Here is an 18,499-nt window from a genome sequence, read left to right as displayed (position 1 = left end):
CGCGGTGGCGAACCTCTGCTAGGGGGGTTCATGAGACACAGAGCGAGATCGATCCTCGCTGTCGGCGCGCTCCTCGTCGGCTCGGCCGCACTCGCACCCATGGCCCAGGCGCAGACCGGGAGTCCGGGAAGGCCCGACCCCGACCAGGTCAAGGTCTTCCGCGCCGACGTCACCAAGAACCAGATTCCGCTCCTGCTCGCAGCCGGGCAGGACGGCCATGAACTCGGCGACCAGGTCACCGGATCCGGCAGGACGGAAGTCGAGCTGTACCTCACCGACCAGCAGGCGAAGAAGCTGGAGAAACAGGGCGTCGACCTCACCGAGCACACGGTGTCGGCCAAGGCCGAGGCGCGCGTGGAGGACGCCTCCCAGGGCGTGTTCCGCCCGTACAGCGGCACCGGCGGGCTCGAACAGGAGATCCTCGCGACCGCGCAGGCCAACCCCGGTCTCACCAAGGTCGAGTCCATCGGCAAGACGCTCGACGGCCAGGACATCCTCGCGCTCAAACTGACCAAGGGCGCGAAGAAGTCGAAGGACGGCGCCAAGCCCTCCGTGCTGTACGTGTCCAACCAGCACGCGCGCGAGTGGATCACCCCGGAGATGACCCGCCGGCTGATGCACTACTACCTGGACAACTACAGCACCGACAAGCGCGTCAAGAAGATCGTCGACTCGACCGAGCTGTGGTTCGTGCTGTCCGCCAACCCCGACGGCTACGACTACACCTTCCAGAACTCCAGCACCCGGCTCTGGCGCAAGAACCTGCGGGACGTCAACGGCGACGGTGTCATCAGCACGGGTGACGGCGTCGACCTCAACCGCAACTTCGGTTACAAGTGGGGCTACGACGACGAGGGCTCGTCGCCCAACCCCACCAGCGAGACCTACCGCGGCGCGAGCCCCGAGTCCGAGCCCGAGACCAGGGCGCTCGACTCCTTCGAGAAGCGGATCGGGTTCACGTACGGCATCAACTACCACTCCGCCGCCGAACTCCTCCTCTACGGCGTCGGCTGGCAGGTGGCCACCCCGACCCCGGACGACGTCCTCTACAAGGCGCTCGCCGGCACCCCGGACAACCCGGCGATCCCCGGCTACCACTCACAGGTCTCCTCGGAGCTGTACACCACCAACGGCGAGGCGGACGGCCACGCGTCGAACGTCAACGGCATGGCGATGTTCACCCCGGAGATGTCGACCTGCCAGACGGCCTCGGACATCGACCCGAACGACGCCTGGAAGGCCGCCGACTGCCCGTCGGTCTTCAACTACCCGGACGACGAGAAACTGATCCAGGACGAGTTCGCGAAGAACATCCCCTTCGCGCTCTCCGTCGCCGAGACCGCCGCCCACCCGGACCAGCCGGTCTCCTCGGTCGGCCTGAGCGCCGCCGACTTCACCCCGGCGGCCTTCTCCACGTCGTACTCGCGCGGTGCCGACCAGCAGGTCTCCGTCGTCGTCCGCAAGGCGGTCCGCGACAAGGAGCTCAAGTACCGCGTCGACGGCGGACGCATCCGCGACAGGGCGCTGAAGCCCTGGAAGGGCGGCCGGACCTACGGCGGCGACGACAACCTCTACTTCGACGAGTACCGGGCCGAGGTGAAGGACGGCGACCCGGGCGACCGGGTCGAGGTGTGGTTCACCGGCGAGACGAAGGGCGGCAGGAAGGTCTCCAGCGCGCACTTCACGTACACCGTCGCCGAGCGGCCCAAGGCGGACACCCTGGTGGTCGCCGAGGAGGGCGCCAAGGCCACCCAGGCGCAGACCTACGTCGACGCGCTGAAGGCCGCCGGGCGCAAGGCGCTCGTCTGGGACGTCGCCACCCAGGGCGCACCCGACGCGCTCGGCGTGCTCGGGCACTTCAGGACCGTCGTCCACTACTCGGGCACGAGCGGTCCGGGCAACGACACCCAGCTCCAGCTGCGCGCCTACCTCAACGAGGGCGGCAGGCTGGTCGAGGCCGGCGAGCTGGCCGGCGGCAGCGTGAACCTCGCCGACGGCACGCCCTCCAACGACTTCAGCCAGTACTACCTGGGCGCCTACTCCCGTACGTCGACGCCGGGGGCCACCGGCTTCACCGGCTCCGCGGCGCTGGACGGCTTCACCGGACCCCTGAGCGGCACGTCCGCCAACCCGCTCGACAAGGCCGGGACCTACGCCGTCACCTCCGACGAGCTCTCCACCGACACCTATCCCCAGTTCGCGAGCGCGGGCGCGGGCCAGTTCGCCGGGACCCTCAACCCGTACGGGCCGTACTCCGGGTCGTACATGGCCGCGGCCGTGCACACCGACGACGCCTACAAGCGCCTCACCCGCACCGTCGACCTCACCGGTGTCACCGCGTCCCAGCAGCCGACCCTCGGTGCCAGGCTGCTGTGGGACACGGAGCCCGGCTACGACCACGCGGTCGTCGAGGCGCACGTCGTCGGCAGCGACGACTGGACGACCCTGCCCGACAGGAACGGGGCCAGCAGCAGCGCCGTACCCAGCGAGTGCGGGGCGGGCTTCCTGATCGCCGAGCACCCGTGGCTCAAGCACTACCTGACCATCGGGGACAACCAGTGCACCGCGAGCGGCACCAGCGGCTCGTGGAACAGCTTCACCGGCAGCTCGACGGGCTGGCAGCCGGTGAGCTTCGACCTGAGCGCCTACGCCGGGAAGACCGTCGAGATCTCCATCGCCTACATCACCGACCCGAGCAGCGGCGGGCACGGCGTCCTCGTCGACGACACCTCGCTCGGTCTCGGCGGCACGGCCACCGAGACCGAGGGCTTCGAGACCTCCCTCGGCCCCTGGAGCGTGACCGGCCCGCCCGCGGGCAGCCCGACCGCCCTCAAGGACTGGGAGCGGACCGGCGCCCTGTTCATGACGTACGGAGCGGTCACCACCGACCGCACCGTGCTGCTCGGTTTCGGTCTGGAACAGGTCACTTCCGCGGCCGATCGTGCCGCTCTGGTGAAGAAGGCGTTGACAGCACTCGACAACTGACGCCGACGGCACTCGACAAGTGAGCCGACCCGCTCACGAACGAGTGAAAGCGCGGTAAAAACCGGTCGACATTCCCTTATGAACCAGGGCAATACGACCATGGATCCGGGGCGGTCCGTACCCCTACTGGCGGGTACGGGCCGCCTCGCCGTGTATGGGGCATCTGGATGTCACCACGGAAGCCTCAGGGAGGTAGGGTCATGGGTGGTCGGGGACATCCCAAACACAGCTCGCCGGCACCGCATGGCCGGCGTACCAACGAGGAGATCGGTTCGTGACGATCCGCGTAGGCATCAACGGCTTCGGTCGTATCGGTCGCAACTACTTCCGCGCGCTGCTGGAGCAGGGCGCTGACATCGAGATCGTGGCTGTCAACGACCTGGGTGACACCGCGACCACCGCGCACCTGCTGAAGTACGACACGATCCTGGGCCGCCTCAAGGCCGAGGTGTCGCACACCGCCGACACGATCACCGTCGACGGCCACACCATCAAGGTGCTGTCCGAGCGCAACCCCGCCGACATCCCGTGGGGCGACCTGGGCGTCGACATCGTCATCGAGTCGACCGGCATCTTCACCAACAAGGAGGACGCCGCCAAGCACATCGCGGGCGGCGCCAAGAAGGTCCTCATCTCGGCTCCGGCCAAGAACGAGGACATCACCATCGTGATGGGCGTCAACCAGGACAAGTACGACGCGGCCAACCACCACGTCATCTCCAACGCGTCCTGCACCACCAACTGCGTGGCGCCGATGGCTAAGGTCCTCGACGAGAACTTCGGCATCGTCAAGGGCCTGATGACGACGGTGCACGCGTACACCAACGACCAGCGCATCCTGGACTTCCCGCACAAGGACCTGCGTCGCGCGCGGGCCGCCGCGGAGAACATCATCCCGACCACCACGGGTGCCGCCAAGGCCACCGCGCTGGTCCTCCCGCAGCTCAAGGGCAAGCTCGACGGCATCGCCATGCGCGTCCCGGTCCCGACCGGCTCCGCCACCGACCTGGTCGTGACGCTCCAGCGCGAGGTCACCAAGGACGAGGTCAACGCCGCGTTCAAGAAGGCCTCCGAGGACGGCGACCTGAAGGGCTACCTGGCGTACACCGAGGACGAGATCGTCTCCTCGGACATCGTCGGCGACCCGGCCTCCTGCACCTTCGACTCCTCCCTGACCATGGTCCAGGAGGGCAACACGGTGAAGATCCTCGGCTGGTACGACAACGAGTGGGGCTACTCCAACCGCCTCGTCGACCTCACGGTCTTCGTCGGCGACCAGCTCTGATCGGCCGAACAGGCACCACGATGCGGTAGCAGGGCTCGGGCAGCGCACGGTCGCGCCGCCCGGGCCCTGACGCACGTAAGGATCGACCCGACCGCATACGGTTCGATCAGTCCTCGTACGATCAAGAGCCCTCCTGTAGGAGTCCCCAACCATGAAGACGATCGACGAACTCCTCGCCGAAGGGGTCGACGGCAAGCGGGTCTTCGTCCGTGCCGACCTCAACGTGCCGATGGCCGACGGTCTCATCACCGACGACGGCCGCATCCGCGCCGTCCTGCCCACCGTCAAGGCCCTCGCCGACGCGGGCGCCAAGGTGGTCGTCGCCTCCCACCTGGGCCGTCCCAAGGGCGCCCCGGACCTGAAGTTCTCCCTGCTCCAGGCCGCCGAACGGCTCGCCGAACTGCTCGGCGCCCCGGTCGCGTTCGCCCAGGACACCGTCGGCCCCGCCGCCCACGACGCGGTCAACGGCCTGGAGCCCGGCCAGGTCGCGGTCATCGAGAACCTGCGCTTCAACGCCGGCGAGACCGCCAAGGACGACACCGAGCGCGGCGAGTTCGCCGACCGGCTCGCCGCCCTCGCGGACGTCTACGTCGGCGACGGCTTCGGCGCCGTGCACCGCAAGCACGCCTCCGTCTACGACCTCCCGGCCCGGCTGCCGCACTACGCCGGCTACCTCATCGCCACCGAGGTCGGCGTCCTGAAGAAGCTCACCGAGGACGTCCAGCGGCCGTACGTCGTCGTGCTCGGCGGTGCCAAGGTCTCCGACAAGCTCGCCGTGATCGACCAGCTGCTCGGCAAGGCCGACCGCATCCTCGTCGGCGGCGGCATGGTCTACACCTTCCTGAAGGCCAAGGGCTACGAGGTCGGCAGCTCCCTCCTCCAGGAGGACCAGCTCGAGACCGTCACCGAGTACCTGGAGCGCGCCGAGAAGACCGGCGTCGAGATCGTGCTGCCCGTCGACACCCTGGTCGCCCCCGCGTTCCCGGACCTGTCGGCCAAGGGTGCCACCGACCCCGACACGGTCCCCGCGGACGCCATGCCGGCCGGCCAGATGGGCCTGGACATCGGCCCGGAGACCGGCAAGCTGTACGCCTCGAAGCTCGCCGACGCCGCCACCGTCTTCTGGAACGGCCCCATGGGCGTCTTCGAGCACCCCGACTACGCCGCGGGCACCCGGGCGGTCGCCCAGGCCCTCGTCGAGTCCAAGGGCTTCACCGTCGTCGGCGGCGGGGACTCCGCAGCCGCCGTGCGCATCCTCGGCTTCGACGAGAACGCGTTCGGACACATCTCGACCGGTGGCGGCGCCTCCCTCGAATACCTCGAGGGCAAGACGCTCCCCGGCCTCGCCGCACTGGAGGACTGACCCAATGAGCACGCGCACGCCGATCATGGCGGGCAACTGGAAGATGAACCTCAACCACCTCGAGGCCATCGCGCACGTCCAGAAGCTCGCCTTCGCCCTGGCCGACAAGGACTACGAGGCCGTCGAGGTCGCCGTCCTGCCGCCCTTCACCGACCTGCGTTCCGTGCAGACCCTGGTCGACGGCGACAAGCTCAAGATCAAGTACGGCGCCCAGGACATCTCGGCACACGACTCCGGCGCCTACACCGGCGAGATCTCCGGCCCCATGCTGGCCAAGCTGAAGTGCACGTACGCGGTCATCGGCCACTCCGAGCGCCGCCAGTACCACGCCGAGACCGACGAGATCGTGAACGCCAAGGTCAAGGCCGCCTACAAGCACGGTCTGACCCCGATCCTGTGCGTCGGCGAGGAGCTGGACGTCCGCGAGGCCGGCAACCACGTCTCCCACACCCTCGCCCAGGTCGAGGGCGGTCTCAAGGACCTCCCGGCCGAGCAGGCCGAGACCGTCGTGATCGCCTACGAGCCCGTGTGGGCCATCGGCACCGGCAAGGTCTGCGGCGCCGCGGACGCCCAGGAGGTCTGCGCCGCGATCCGCGCCAAGCTCGCCGAGCTGTACAGCCAGGAGCTGGCCGACCAGGTCCGCATCCAGTACGGCGGCTCCGTCAAGGCCGGCAACGTGGCCGAGATCATGGCACAGGCCGACATCGACGGTGCCCTCGTCGGCGGTGCCTCGCTGGACGCGGACGAATTCGTCAAGATCGTGCGCTTCCGCGATCAGTGACCGGGGCGAGCGAGTAGGCCCCGGGGACGATCCGTCGTACTCTTGCGGGGACAAGGCGGTCAGCTGCCTTGTCCCCGTCGTTCATCCGAATCCGAGAGAGTTGGTCCAGCCGTGGTTTTGGGGTTCTCGATCGCCCTGATCGTCTTCAGCCTGCTGCTGATGCTGCTGGTGCTGATGCACAAGGGCAAGGGCGGCGGCCTCTCCGACATGTTCGGTGGCGGTATGCAGTCCTCCGTCGGCGGCTCCTCGGTCGCCGAGCGGAACCTGGACCGGATCACCCTGGTGATCGGTCTGCTGTGGCTCGCGTGCATCATCGTCCTCGGCCTCCTGATGAAGACGAACAGCTGATCCGCGACGCGCCACACACGCACAATCTGTACGTAAGGCCCCATGTTCGGTACGCGCACCTGAGCGCGGCCTATCATGGGGCTTGCGTCTAGGTGCTGGGGCGGTAACTCCCACCACTGGACGCGCGTTGGGCCTTACGTAGACTGAGGCGCTCGCAACGAAGCGACACGCCGACTCGCTTCGCGGCACCATCACGCAGGGAGTTACGACCGTGGCAAGTGGCAACGCGATCCGAGGTAGCCGGGTCGGGGCGGGGCCGATGGGCGAGGCCGAGCGCGGCGAGTCCGCGCCGCGTCTGCGCATCTCCTTCTGGTGCTCCAACGGGCACGAGACGCAGCCCAGCTTCGCCAGCGACGCGCAGGTGCCCGAGACCTGGGACTGCCCGCGCTGCGGCTTCCCGGCCGGTCAGGACCGGGACAACCCGCCGGACCCGCCGCGCACCGAGCCGTACAAGACGCACCTCGCGTACGTACGGGAGCGGCGCAGCGACGCGGACGGCGAGGCGATCCTCGCCGAGGCGCTCGCCAAACTGCGGGGCGAGATCTAGAAGTTGGGACCGGCCGGGAGCCTGCGGGCGCCTGGCCGGAGCTGTCTCCGCGGCCGGCCCCGGCCCGTTGTCAGTGGCGCCCTCTACGGTTTGCGCATAGGCGAATCGTGAGGGGGCGGCGGTGACGGAGAGCGAGGCGGCACCCGCATGGCGCGGGGGATTCGGGCGGCTGTGGACGGCCGCCGTGGTCTCCCGGTTCGGAGACGCGTTACGGACGTCCGCGCTGCCCCTGCTGGCCGCCCGGCTGACCGACGACCCGCTCGCCATCGCCTCGGTGACCGCCTGCGGCTATGCGCCGTGGCTGCTGTTCGGCCTGCTCGGCGGTGCCCTCGCGGACCGGGTGGACCAGCGGCGCGCCATGTGGGCGGTGGACACGGTACGAGGGTTGCTCGTCGCTGCCTTCGCGCTCGCCGTGGCACTCGGTCACGCCTCGATCCCGCTGCTGCTCCTGCTCGCCTTCGCGCTCACCACCCTGCAGACACTCTTCGACAACGCGTCCACGGCCCTGCTGCCCTCCCTGGTCGACCGGCACGCCCTCGGCGGGGCCAACGCCCGGCTGATGACCGGCCAGCAGATCGCCGGCGGCCTGCTCGGCGCCCCGCTCGTGCCGCTGCTCCTGACGGCCGGCGCGGCCATGCCCTTCGCGGCCGACGCGAGCACCTACCTGGCCGCCGCCGCCCTGGTCGCCTCCCTCCGGACCAGGCCGCCGGAGCGGGCGCCACGCCCGGCCGGCAGCACCCTGCGCACGGAGATCGGCGAGGGGCTGCGCGCCCTGTGGCAGGACCGCGCCCTGCGGGCCACCTGCGTGGCCACCCTGCTCTGCAACGTCGGCATGGGCGCCCTGATCGCCACCCTCGTGCTGCACGTCACACGCTGGCTGGACGCGGGCACCGCCGGATACGCCGCGGCCATGACCGCGTACTCGGCCGGCAGCATCACCGGCGGCTTCCTCGCCCAGCGCATCGCCCGCCGCACCGGCCGGGTGCGGGCCCTGCTGGTCGCCGGGACCGTCCAGACGTCGTCCCTGCTGCTCATGGGCACCGTCCGGCACCTCGGCGCGCTCGTCGCCGGCATGCTGCTGCTCGGCGCGATGAACATGGTGTGGAACGTCAACCAGGTCACGCTGATGCAGCAACGCGCCCCCGAGTCGATGACCGGCCGGATCGCCGCCGCCTTCCGCACCGCCTCCACCTCCGGCGCACCACTGGGCGCCCTCCTCGGCGGAGCCGTCGCGGGAGCCTACGGCCTGAACGGGCCCGCGCTGCTGGCCGCCGTCCTCTTCGGCCTGGCCGTCACCTCGTTGATACCGGTGCGCCGGCCGGACGTACCTGTTGTTGCGCCGCGGGACAGCGCGACGGCAGGCCGTGCCCCGAGCTGATCAACTAGGTTGGAACGGCGGCGGCACAGGCACGCATCAGGACAGGTGCAAGGAAGAAGGCTGAAGTCGGAATGAACGCAGACGGCCGTACCAGGCTCAACCAGACGCCCGAGTGGACCGCGCTCGCCGAGCACCGGGAGGAGCTCGCCGAGACCCATCTGCGGGACCTGTTCGCGGCCGACCCGGGACGCGGCACGGGCTACACCCTCCAGGTCGGCGACCTCCACATCGACTACTCGAAGCACCTGGTCAACGACGAGACGCTGCGGCTGCTGCGCGAGCTGGCCGCCGCCACCGACGTCTTCGGCCTGCGGGACGCCATGTTCCGCGGCGAGAAGATCAACGTCACCGAGAACCGCGCGGTCCTGCACACCGCCCTGCGCGCCCCGCGCGACGCGGTGGTCGAGGTCGACGGCGAGAACGTGGTGCCGCAGGTGCACGCGGTCCTGGACAAGATGAGCGACTTCGCCGAGCGGGTCCGCTCGGGCGAGTGGACCGGCCACACCGGCAGGCGCATCAGGAACGTCGTCAACATCGGCATCGGCGGCTCCGACCTCGGTCCGGCGATGGCCTACGAGGTGCTGCGCAGTTTCACCGACCGCGATCTCACGGTCCGCTTCGTCTCCAACGTCGACGGCGCCGACCTGCACGAGGCCACCCGCGACCTGGACCCGGCGGAGACCCTCTTCATCATCGCCTCCAAGACGTTCACCACGATCGAGACGATCACCAACGCCACCTCCGCCCGCAACTGGCTCCTCACCGAGCTGAAGGCCGGTCAGGAAGCGGTCGCCAAGCACTTCGTGGCCCTCTCCACGAACGCCGAGAAGGTGTCGGACTTCGGCATCGACACGGCCAACATGTTCGAGTTCTGGGACTGGGTCGGCGGCCGTTACTCCTACGACTCCGCCATCGGCCTCTCCCTGATGATCGCCATCGGCCCGGACCGCTTCCGCGAGATGCTCGACGGCTTCCACCTGGTCGACGAGCACTTCCGCACCGCCCCCGCCGAGGCCAACGTGCCCCTCCTGCTGGGCCTGCTGGGCATCTGGTACGGCAACTTCCACGACGCCCAGTCGCACGCGGTCCTGCCGTACAGCCACTACCTCTCCAAGTTCACCGCCTACCTCCAGCAGCTGGACATGGAGTCCAACGGCAAGTACGTGGCGCGCGACGGCAAGGAGGTCGACTGGCAGACCGGCCCAGTCGTCTGGGGCACGCCCGGCACCAACGGCCAGCACGCCTACTACCAGTTGATCCACCAGGGCACCAAGCTGATCCCGGCGGACTTCATCGGCTTCGCCGAGCCGGTCGCCGAGCTGAGCGGTGAACTCAAGGCCCAGCACGACCTGCTGATGGCGAACTTCTTCGCCCAGACCCAGGCGCTGGCCTTCGGCAAGACCGCCGAGGAGGTCCGCGCGGAGGGCGTGGCCGAGGCGCAGGTGGCCCACCGCACCTTCAAGGGCAACCACCCCACCACCACGATCCTGGCCCGCGAGCTGACCCCGTCGGTCCTCGGCCAGCTCGTCGCCCTCTACGAGCACAAGGTCTTCACCCAGGGCGCGATCTGGAACATCGACTCCTTCGACCAGTGGGGCGTGGAGCTGGGCAAGGTGCTCGCCAAGCGCATCGAGCCCGCCCTGACCGAGGGCACCGAGGTGCCCGGCCTGGACGCGTCCACGACGGCACTGGTGGCCACGTACCGGGAGCTGCGCGGGCGTTAGACCGGACACAGAAAGAACCCGTACGGCCGCCGGGGCCGTACGGGTTCTCTGTCAGTGCTTCGTCACGCCGAAGCCGGCGGATACAGCGACCGTGGCAGCTGGGAGGCCGCCGTCGAGTCCAGGAGCCACAGGGTGCGTTGGCGGCCCTGGGCGCCTGCTGCCGGGGCCTGGATCTCGCCCGCGCCGGAGAGAGCGATGGCGACGGCCTCGGCCTTGTCCTCGCCCGCCGCCAGGAGCCAGACCTCGCGGGCCGAGCGGATGGCGGGGAGGGTGAGGGAGACGCGGGTCGGAGGCGGCTTGGGGGCGCCGTGGACGCCGACCACCGTGCGTTCCGTCTCGCGGACCGCGGGCAGCTCCGGGAAGAGCGAGGCCACGTGGGTGTCCGGCCCGACGCCCAGCATCAGGACGTCGAAGGTGGGCACCGGACCGTGGTTCTCCGGGTCGGCCGCGGCGGCCAGCTCCGCCGCGTAGGACTCGGCTGCCGCGTCCACGTCCGTGCCCCAGGGGCCGTCCGACGCGGGCATGGCGTGCACGCGCTTCGGGTCCACCGGGACCTGGTCGAGCAGGGCGTCGCGGGCCTGGGTGACGTTGCGCTCCGGGTCGCCCTCGGGCAGGAAGCGTTCGTCGCCCCACCAGAGGTCGAGCCGGCCCCAGTCGATGGCGTCCCGGGCCGGGGCCGCCGCCAGGGCGGCCAGCAGGCCGTTGCCGTTGCGACCGCCCGTGAGGACCACGGACGCCTCGCCCCGGGAGGCCTGGGCGTCCACGATCTTCGTGATCAGACGGGCCGCGGCGGCCTGCGCCATCAGTTCCTTGTCGCGGTGCACGACCAGCTGGGGAGTGCTCATGTCGTCTTCGCCCTCTTCTTCAGCGGCGGCGGTTCCTGCGGTGCCGCTTCTGTCGTGGGAGCCGCGGCAGCGGCTGCGGGGGCTGCTGCGTGGGTGACCGGTTCTCCTTTGGGCAACGGGTCCGGCGTCGAGGCGGTGTCCTGCGCTGCCGGAGCCGACGACGCGTTCAGGCGCTCCACGCCGAACCGCAGCGCCGACGCGTAGGTGTCGTCCGGGTCGAGCCGGCGCAGCTCCTCCGCGATCAGCTCGGCCGTGTCGCGCCGCTTCAGCGCCACCGCGCGGTCGGGCTGGCCGTCGATGGACAGGGTCGCGAGGGAACCGTCCGCGCGGTCCAGCGCGATCGCGCCCTCGCTGGTGGCGAGCCGGACCGCGGTCAGGCCCGGGCCGGCCGACAGGGAGCGCTTGACGGGGACGTCCAGCCGGTCCGCGAGCCACATCGCCAGCAGCTCACAGCTCGGGTTGAACTCCTCGCCCTCCACCTCGACGGCCTTGACCTCGCAGACCACCTGGTCCAGGGCCGCCGCCAGCATCGAGCGCCAGGGCGTGATCCGGGTCCAGGACAGGTCCGTGTCGCCGGGGGTGTAGGCGTCCGCGCGGGCGGACAGCTCCCGTACCGGCTGCTCGGAGGAGTAGGTGTCGGTGACCCGGCGCTGGGCGAGGGCGCCCAGGGGGTCCTGCGCCGGGTCGAGCGGGGCGTTCACCGGCCACCAGACGACGACCGGCGCGTCCGGCAGCAGCAGCGGCAGCACCACCGAGTCGGCGTGGTCGGCGACCTCGCCGTGCAGCCGCAGGATCACGGTCTCGCCGGAGCCCGCGTCCGCGCCCACCCGGACCTCGGCGTCCAGGCGGGACGCCGTGCGGTCGCGGGGGGAGCGGGAGACGCGCTTGATGACGACCAGGGTGCGCGAGGGGTGCTCGTGCGAGGCGTCACCGGCGGCCTTCAGGGCGTCGTACGCGTTCTCCTCGTCGGTGACGATGACGAGGGTGAGCACCATGCCCACGGCGGGCGTGCCGATGGCCCGGCGGCCCTGCACCAGCGCCTTGTTGACCTTGCCGGCCGTGGTGTCCGTGAGGTCTATCTTCATGGGCGGCGCCAGCTCCGTCCGTCTCGTGCCAGCATCTCGTCGGCCTCGGCGGGGCCCCAGGTGCCGGACTTGTACTGGGCGGGCCTGCCGTGCGTGTCCCAGTGCTCCTCGATCGGGTCGAGGATCTTCCAGGACAGCTCGACCTCCTCCGTGCGCGGGAAGAGGTTGGAGTCGCCCAGCAGGACGTCCAGGATCAGCCGCTCGTACGCCTCGGGCGAGGACTCGGTGAACGACTCGCCGTAGGCGAAGTCCATCGAGACGTCCCGGATCTCCATCGAGGTGCCGGGCACCTTGGAGCCGAAGCGGACCGTGATGCCCTCGTCGGGCTGGACGCGGATGACGATCGCGTTCTGGCCCAGCTCCTCCGTCGCCGTGTGGTCGAAGGGGGAGTGCGGGGCCCGCTGGAAGACCACCGCGATCTCGGTGACCCGGCGGCCGAGCCGCTTGCCGGTGCGCAGGTAGAAGGGGACGCCCGCCCAGCGGCGGTTGTCGATCTCTAGCTTCACCGCGGCGTAGGTGTCGGTCTTCGACCTGGAGTCGATGCCGTCCTCTTCGAGGTAGCCGATGACCTTCTCGCCGCCCTGCCAGCCGGCCGCGTACTGGCCGCGCACGGTCGAGGCGCCCAGGTCCTTCGGCAGCCGTACCGCGCCGAGCACCTTCTCCTTCTCCGCGGCCAGCGCGTCCGCGTCGAAGGAGGCCGGCTCCTCCATGGCGGTCAGGGCCATCAGCTGGAGCAGGTGGTTCTGGATGACGTCACGGGCCGAGCCGATGCCGTCGTAGTAGCCGGCCCGGCCGCCGATACCGATGTCCTCGGCCATGGTGATCTGCACGTGGTCCACGAAGGACCGGTTCCAGATCGGCTCGTACATGGTGTTGGCGAAGCGCAGCGCCAGGATGTTCTGGACGGTCTCCTTGCCGAGGTAGTGGTCGATCCGGAACACCTGGTCCGGTTCGAACACCTCGTGCACGACCTTGTTGAGCTCCTCGGCCGACTTCAGGTCGTGGCCGAAGGGCTTCTCGATGACCGCGCGCCGCCAGGAGCCGCCGGACTGGTCGGCCAGCCCGTGCTTCTTCAGCTGCTGGATGACCACCGGGAAGGAGCGCGGCGGCACGGACAGGTAGAAGGCGAAGTTGCCGCCCGTGCCCTGTGCCTTGTCGAGTTCCTCGATGGTGGAGCGCAGCCGCTCGAACGCGTCGTCGTCGTCGAAGGTGCCCTGGACGAAGCGCATCCCCTGGATGAGCTGCTGCCAGACCTCCTCGCGGAACGGGGTGCGCGCGTGGTCCTTGACGGCGTCGTGGACCTCGGCGGCGAAGTCCTCGTGGGCCCACTCACGGCGGGCGAAGCCGACCAGGGAGAAGCCCGGCGGCAGCAGACCCCGGTTGGCGAGGTCGTAGACGGCGGGCATGAGCTTCTTACGGGAGAGGTCGCCCGTGACGCCGAAGATGACCAGACCCGACGGCCCCGCGATACGCGGGAGCCGTCGGTCGGCGGGGTCACGCAGCGGGTTGCTGCTTGACAAGATGTCAGCCCTCCGAGGGGGCCAGGCGCTCCAGCTCCGCCTGGGTCGACTTGAGCAGGTCGTTCCAGGACGCCTCGAACTTCTCGACGCCCTCGTCCTCCAGTACCTGGACCACGTCGTCGTACGAGATCCCGAGCGCCTCGACGGCGTCGAGGTCGGCGCGGGCCTGCTCGTACGTGCCGGTGATCGTGTCGCCGGTGATGCCGCCGTGGTCCTCGACCGCGAGGAGGGTGGCCTCCGGCATGGTGTTGACCGTGTTCGGCGCGACCAGGTCGTCGACGTACAGGGTGTCCTTGTACGCCGGGTCCTTGACGCCGGTGGAGGCCCACAGCGGGCGCTGCTTGCGGGCGCCCGCGGACTCCAGGGCGGTCCAGCGGTCCGAGGAGAAGACCTCCTCGTACGCCTGGTAGGCGAGCCGGGCGTTGGCCACGGCGGACTTGCCGCGCAGCGCCTTGGCGTCGTCGGTGCCCAGGTCGTTCAGGCGCTTGTCGATCTCGGTGTCCACGCGGGACACGAAGAACGACGCCACCGAACGGATGAGCGAGAGGTCGAGGCCGCGCTCCTTGGCCTTCTCCAGGCCGGTCAGGTAGGCGTCCATGACCTTGCGGTAACGCTCCAGCGAGAAGATCAGCGTCACGTTGACGCTGATGCCGAGGCCGATGACCTCGGCGATCGCCGGCAGACCCGCCTCGGTGGCCGGGATCTTGATGAGCGTGTTGGGGCGGTCCACCAGCCAGGCCAGCTGCTTGGCCTCGGCGACGGTCGCCTTGGTGTTGTGGGCGAGGCGCGGGTCGACCTCGATCGACACGCGGCCGTCCTGGCCGTCGGTCGCGTCGAACACCGGGCGCAGGATGTCGGCGGCGTCGCGGACGTCCGCCGTGGTGATCATGCGGATGGCCTCTTCGACGGTGACCTTGCGGGCGGCGAGGTCGGAGACCTGCTGCTGGTAGCCGTCGCCCGAAGAGATCGCCTTCTGGAAGATCGTCGGGTTGGTGGTGACGCCCACGACGTGCTGCTGGTCGATCAGCTCGGCGAGGTTGCCGGACGTGATCCGCTTGCGCGACAGGTCGTCCAGCCAGATCGCGACGCCTTCGTCGGAGAGGCGCTTGAGTGCGTCTGTCATGGAATTACATCTCCTACGTGTCGTATAAAGCGTCAGCGCTGGGCGGCGGCGATGGATTCCCTGGCCTTGGCGGCCACGTTCTCGGCAGTGAAGCCGAACTCCTGGAAGAGCACCTTGCCGTCGGCGGAAGCACCGAAGTGCTCCAGGGAAACGATGCGGCCGGCGTCCCCGACGTACTTGTGCCAGGTGAGACCGATGCCGGCCTCGACCGAGACCCGAGCCCTCACGGACGGCGGCAGGACGCTGTCCCGGTACCCCTGGTCCTGCTCCTCGAACCACTCCACGCACGGCATGGACACGACGCGCGTGGGCACGCCGTCGGCCTCCAGCCGCTCGCGCGCCTCGACGGCGACGTGCACCTCGGAGCCGGTCGCCATGAGGATGACCTCGGGGGTCCCGCCGGACGCCTCGAACAGGACGTAGCCGCCCTTGACCGTGTCCTCGTTCGACTCGTACACCGGCACGCCCTGACGGGTCAGCGCCAGGCCGTGCGGGGCGCCCTTGCCGAACACCTTCGTGTAGCGGCGGAGGATCTCGCGCCAGGCGATCGCGGTCTCGTTGGCGTCGGCCGGGCGGACCACGTTCAGGCCCGGGATGGCACGCAGCGAGGCGAGGTGCTCGACCGGCTGGTGGGTGGGGCCGTCCTCGCCGAGACCGATGGAGTCGTGGGTCCACACGTACGTCACCGGCAGGTGCATCAGCGCCGACAGCCGCACCGAGTTGCGCATGTAGTCGGAGAAGACGAGGAACGTACCGCCGTAGACACGGGTGTTGCCGTGCAGGGTGATGCCGTTCATCTCCGCGGCCATGGAGTGCTCGCGGATACCGAAGTGGATGGTCCGGCCGTAGGGGTTCGCGCCCGGCAGCGGGTTGTCCGCCGGCAGGAACGAGCTGTTCTTGTCGATGGTCGTGTTGTTCGACCCGGCGAGGTCGGCGGAGCCGCCCCACAGCTCGGGGATCACGGCACCGAGGGCCTGGAGGACCTTGCCGGAGGCGGCACGGGTCGCGACGCCCTTGCCGGGCTCGAAGACCGGGATCTTCTCCTCCCAGCCCTTGGGCAGCTCGCCCGCGGCGATCCGGTCGAACTCGGCGGCCCGCTCGGCGTTGTTGTCCCGCCACAGCTGGAACGACTTCTCCCACTCGGCCTTCGCCGCGGCACCGCGCTCCCCGGCCTGCCGGGTGTGGGCGATGACCTCCTCGGCGACGTCGAAGTTCTTCTCCGGGTCGAAGCCGAGGACGCGCTTGGTGGCCGCGACCTCGTCCGCGCCCAGCGCCGAGCCGTGGGCGGCCTCGGTGTTCTGCGCGTTCGGGGCGGGCCAGGCGATGATCGAGCGCATCGCGATGAAGGACGGCTTGTCCGTCACCTTCTTCGCGGCCTCGATCGCGTTGTAGATGGCGTGCGGGTCCAGGTCGCCGTCCGGCTTCGGGGCGATCCGCTGCACGTGCCAGCCGTAGGCCTCGAACCGCTTGACGGTGTCCTCGGAGACGGCCGTCTCGGTGTCGCCCTCGATCGAGATGTGGTTGTCGTCCCACAGCAGGACCAGGTTGCCGAGCTTCTGGTGGCCGGCCATCGAGGACGCCTCGGCGGAGATGCCCTCCTGGAGGCAGCCGTCACCCGCGATGCAGTAGACGAAGTGGTCGAACGGCGACTCGCCCTGCGGTGCGTCCGGGTCGAACAGACCGCGCTCGTAGCGGGCGGCCATGGCCATGCCCACCGCGTTGGCGACACCCTGGCCCAGCGGACCCGTGGTGGTCTCCACGCCCTTGGTGTGGCCGTACTCCGGGTGGCCCGGCGTCTTCGAGCCCCAGGTGCGGAAGGCTTCGAGGTCTTCCAGCTCCAGACCGAAGCCGGCCAGGTAGAGCTGCGTGTAGAGGGTCAGCGACGAGTGACCGGCGGACAGCACGAAGCGGTCGCGGCCCACCCAGTCGGGGTCGGACGGGTCGTGCCGCATCACCTTCTGGAAGAGGGTGTACGCGGCCGGCGCCAGGCTCATCGCCGTACCCGGATGGCCGTTGCCGACCTTCTGTACGGCATCGGCGGCCAGGACGCGGGCGGTGTCTACGGCCCGCTGGTCCAACTCGGTCCAGTCGAGGTCTGTGGTGGTCGGCTTGGTGCTCACCCTGGGTCAGGGCTCCTCTCCACATGTTCGGTTACCGGTCCCCGGGCACACGCCCGCACCGGCTGCCGGTGCACTGGGTGCCCACCGGCCGTTGTCGAGCCTACCCCCGTAAGGACGTGCATTTTTTCGAGTGTTTCCAGACTGCCGGGACTCTCGGGGATCCGCCTCCCGACTGGCCGAGAAGGCATGTCGGCACACGAATGCAGTTGAATACGCAGCCGCTCATCTGACTGCTCAATCGAGCCACGTCACCCCTCTCCCGAGACGCCTCCCAACACGACCCCACCCCCGCGAAGGTCGGGGTATGGGCAACGTCTAAAGTGGCGTGGTACGCGCGAGCCTTTACCGTGAGTTCACACGGCGGGCTCGCTGGGAGTCTCTGTCAGGGGTGTGCGTGACGGCCGTCGAATCCCGTCCAGCGGGGGTACTCGGTGCGAGCGAGAGCCCGAGTCACCGGCCGTTCGGGGCCCGTGTCAAAGCTTTCGTGGCGCTGACCAAGCCACGGATCATCGAGCTGCTGCTCATCACCACCGTTCCGGTGATGTTCCTGGCGCAGCGGGGTGTACCCGACCTGAGGCTGGTGCTGCTCACCTGCCTCGGCGGCTACCTGTCCGCGGGCGGCGCCAACGCGCTGAACATGTACATCGACCGCGACATCGACGCGCTGATGGACCGCACCTCGCAGCGTCCGCTGGTGACCGGCATGGTCAGCCCGCGCGAATGCCTCGCCTTCGGTATCTCCCTGGCGGTGGTCTCCACCCTGCTGTTCGGCCTCACCGTCAACTGGCTGAGCGCCTGGCTGTCACTCGGAGCGCTGCTCTTCTACGTCGTCGTCTACACGATGATCCTCAAGCGCCGTACCTCGCAGAACATCGTGTGGGGCGGCATCGCCGGCTGCATGCCGGTGCTGATCGGCTGGTCGGCCGTCACCGACTCGCTCTCCTGGGCGCCGCTCATCCTCTTCCTCGTCATCTTCTTCTGGACGCCGCCGCACTACTGGCCGCTCTCCATGAAGGTGAAGGACGACTACGCGCGCGTGGGCGTGCCGATGCTGCCGGTCATCGCCTCCAACAAGGTGGTCGCCAAGCAGATCGTCATCTACAGCTGGGTGATGGTCGCCGTCTCCCTCCTGCTCACCCCCCTCGGCTACACCGGCTGGTTCTACACGCTGGTCGCGCTCGCGGCGGGCGGCTGGTGGCTGTGGGAGGCGCACGCTCTGCAGCACCGCGCGAAGGCCGAGGTGTCGGGCGGGAAGCTCAAGGAGATGCGGCTGTTCCACTGGTCCATCACCTATGTCTCGCTGCTCTTCGTGGCCGTCGCCGTGGACCCCTTCCTGAGGTAGGGGTCACTCCGCCCCTCCGTCGCCAATCGATCTACCCGTCGGTAGCATCCTGT

At 69.5% G+C, this 18,499-nt stretch carries 14 protein-coding genes; 9 read left to right on the top strand and 5 right to left on the bottom strand.

Translation table 11 applies throughout. From position 1 onward, the window contains the following. Positions 1 to 30: 30 nt before the first annotated feature. From AB0D74_RS07095 to pgi, 8 genes are all read left to right on the top strand, one after another. Entirely contained in the window at positions 31 to 2,985 is a 2,955-nt protein-coding gene (locus AB0D74_RS07095) for a M14 family zinc carboxypeptidase (RefSeq protein WP_362581369.1), read from the top strand. Between the two features lie 274 nt (positions 2,986 to 3,259). Beyond that, on the top strand, positions 3,260 to 4,270 hold the full coding sequence (gene gap / locus AB0D74_RS07090; RefSeq protein WP_089100930.1) for a type I glyceraldehyde-3-phosphate dehydrogenase: 1,011 nt from the start codon (positions 3,260 to 3,262) through the stop codon (positions 4,268 to 4,270). 151 nt (positions 4,271 to 4,421) lie between these two features. Next, positions 4,422 to 5,633, top strand: a complete 1,212-nt coding sequence (locus AB0D74_RS07085) for a phosphoglycerate kinase (RefSeq protein WP_362581367.1) — start codon at positions 4,422 to 4,424, stop codon at positions 5,631 to 5,633. A gap of 4 nt (positions 5,634 to 5,637) precedes the next feature. Continuing rightward, complete coding sequence (gene tpiA / locus AB0D74_RS07080; RefSeq protein ID WP_362581365.1) at positions 5,638 to 6,414, top strand: triose-phosphate isomerase; 777 nt, start codon at positions 5,638 to 5,640, stop codon at positions 6,412 to 6,414. A gap of 117 nt (positions 6,415 to 6,531) precedes the next feature. Beyond that, positions 6,532 to 6,762 (top strand): preprotein translocase subunit SecG, encoded by a 231-nt coding sequence (gene secG / locus AB0D74_RS07075; RefSeq protein ID WP_362581921.1) that lies wholly within the window; start codon positions 6,532 to 6,534, stop codon positions 6,760 to 6,762. 211 nt (positions 6,763 to 6,973) lie between these two features. Beyond that, positions 6,974 to 7,309, top strand: coding sequence for an RNA polymerase-binding protein RbpA (locus tag AB0D74_RS07070; protein WP_003976875.1), 336 nt, complete (start codon positions 6,974 to 6,976; stop codon positions 7,307 to 7,309). A gap of 184 nt (positions 7,310 to 7,493) precedes the next feature. Beyond that, positions 7,494 to 8,687 (top strand): MFS transporter, encoded by a 1,194-nt coding sequence (locus AB0D74_RS07065; protein WP_362581919.1) that lies wholly within the window; start codon positions 7,494 to 7,496, stop codon positions 8,685 to 8,687. Between the two features lie 71 nt (positions 8,688 to 8,758). Continuing rightward, the gene (pgi, locus tag AB0D74_RS07060) at positions 8,759 to 10,411 is read left to right on the top strand and encodes a glucose-6-phosphate isomerase (protein ID WP_362581363.1); all 1,653 of its coding nucleotides are present in this window, start codon (positions 8,759 to 8,761) and stop codon (positions 10,409 to 10,411) included. A gap of 62 nt (positions 10,412 to 10,473) precedes the next feature. Here pgi and pgl read toward each other — a convergent pair whose 3' ends face one another. From pgl to tkt, 5 genes are read right to left on the bottom strand one after another with little or no spacing between them, the layout of a single operon-like run. Next, a complete protein-coding gene (pgl, locus tag AB0D74_RS07055; protein ID WP_362581361.1) occupies positions 10,474 to 11,256 on the bottom strand; it encodes a 6-phosphogluconolactonase in 783 nt (260 codons plus the stop codon). After that, positions 11,253 to 12,341: a glucose-6-phosphate dehydrogenase assembly protein OpcA gene (opcA, locus tag AB0D74_RS07050; protein WP_362581359.1), complete on the bottom strand. Its 1,089-nt coding sequence runs from the start codon at positions 12,339 to 12,341 to the stop codon at positions 11,253 to 11,255. The genes pgl and opcA overlap by 4 nt, the downstream gene beginning before the upstream one ends. Further along, on the bottom strand, positions 12,338 to 13,861 hold the full coding sequence (gene zwf, locus AB0D74_RS07045; RefSeq protein ID WP_362581357.1) for a glucose-6-phosphate dehydrogenase: 1,524 nt from the start codon (positions 13,859 to 13,861) through the stop codon (positions 12,338 to 12,340). Before zwf ends, opcA begins: the two co-directional genes overlap by 4 nt. A gap of 4 nt (positions 13,862 to 13,865) precedes the next feature. Further along, positions 13,866 to 14,984, bottom strand: coding sequence for a transaldolase (gene tal / locus AB0D74_RS07040; protein WP_362581355.1), 1,119 nt, complete (start codon positions 14,982 to 14,984; stop codon positions 13,866 to 13,868). 32 nt (positions 14,985 to 15,016) lie between these two features. Continuing rightward, entirely contained in the window at positions 15,017 to 17,104 is a 2,088-nt protein-coding gene (gene tkt / locus AB0D74_RS07035) for a transketolase (protein WP_362581353.1), read from the bottom strand. 388 nt (positions 17,105 to 17,492) lie between these two features. Between tkt and AB0D74_RS07030 the strand changes: the two genes are divergently transcribed. Beyond that, the gene (locus AB0D74_RS07030) at positions 17,493 to 18,446 is read left to right on the top strand and encodes a heme o synthase (protein WP_362581351.1); all 954 of its coding nucleotides are present in this window, start codon (positions 17,493 to 17,495) and stop codon (positions 18,444 to 18,446) included. Positions 18,447 to 18,499 lie beyond the last annotated feature (53 nt).

The organism is Streptomyces sp. NPDC048278 (genome assembly GCF_040652195.1).
Taxonomy (GTDB): domain Bacteria; phylum Actinomycetota; class Actinomycetes; order Streptomycetales; family Streptomycetaceae; genus Streptomyces.
The sequence above is the reverse complement of the archived record's forward strand: the minus strand, read 5'-3'. Positions and strand labels throughout refer to the sequence as shown.

Bases quoted from the DNA above. Each gene is read 5' to 3' on its own strand.
- AB0D74_RS07095 (WP_362581369.1), top strand. From the start codon at position 31: ATGAGACACAGAGCGAGATCGATCCTCGCTGTCGGCGCGCTCCTCGTC.
- AB0D74_RS07085 (WP_362581367.1), top strand. From the start codon at position 4,422: ATGAAGACGATCGACGAACTCCTCGCCGAAGGGGTCGACGGCAAGCGG.
- tpiA (WP_362581365.1), top strand. From the start codon at position 5,638: ATGAGCACGCGCACGCCGATCATGGCGGGCAACTGGAAGATGAACCTC.
- pgi (WP_362581363.1), top strand. From the start codon at position 8,759: ATGAACGCAGACGGCCGTACCAGGCTCAACCAGACGCCCGAGTGGACC.
- pgl (WP_362581361.1), bottom strand. From the start codon at position 11,256: ATGAGCACTCCCCAGCTGGTCGTGCACCGCGACAAGGAACTGATGGCG.
- opcA (WP_362581359.1), bottom strand. From the start codon at position 12,341: ATGAAGATAGACCTCACGGACACCACGGCCGGCAAGGTCAACAAGGCG.
- tal (WP_362581355.1), bottom strand. From the start codon at position 14,984: ATGACAGACGCACTCAAGCGCCTCTCCGACGAAGGCGTCGCGATCTGG.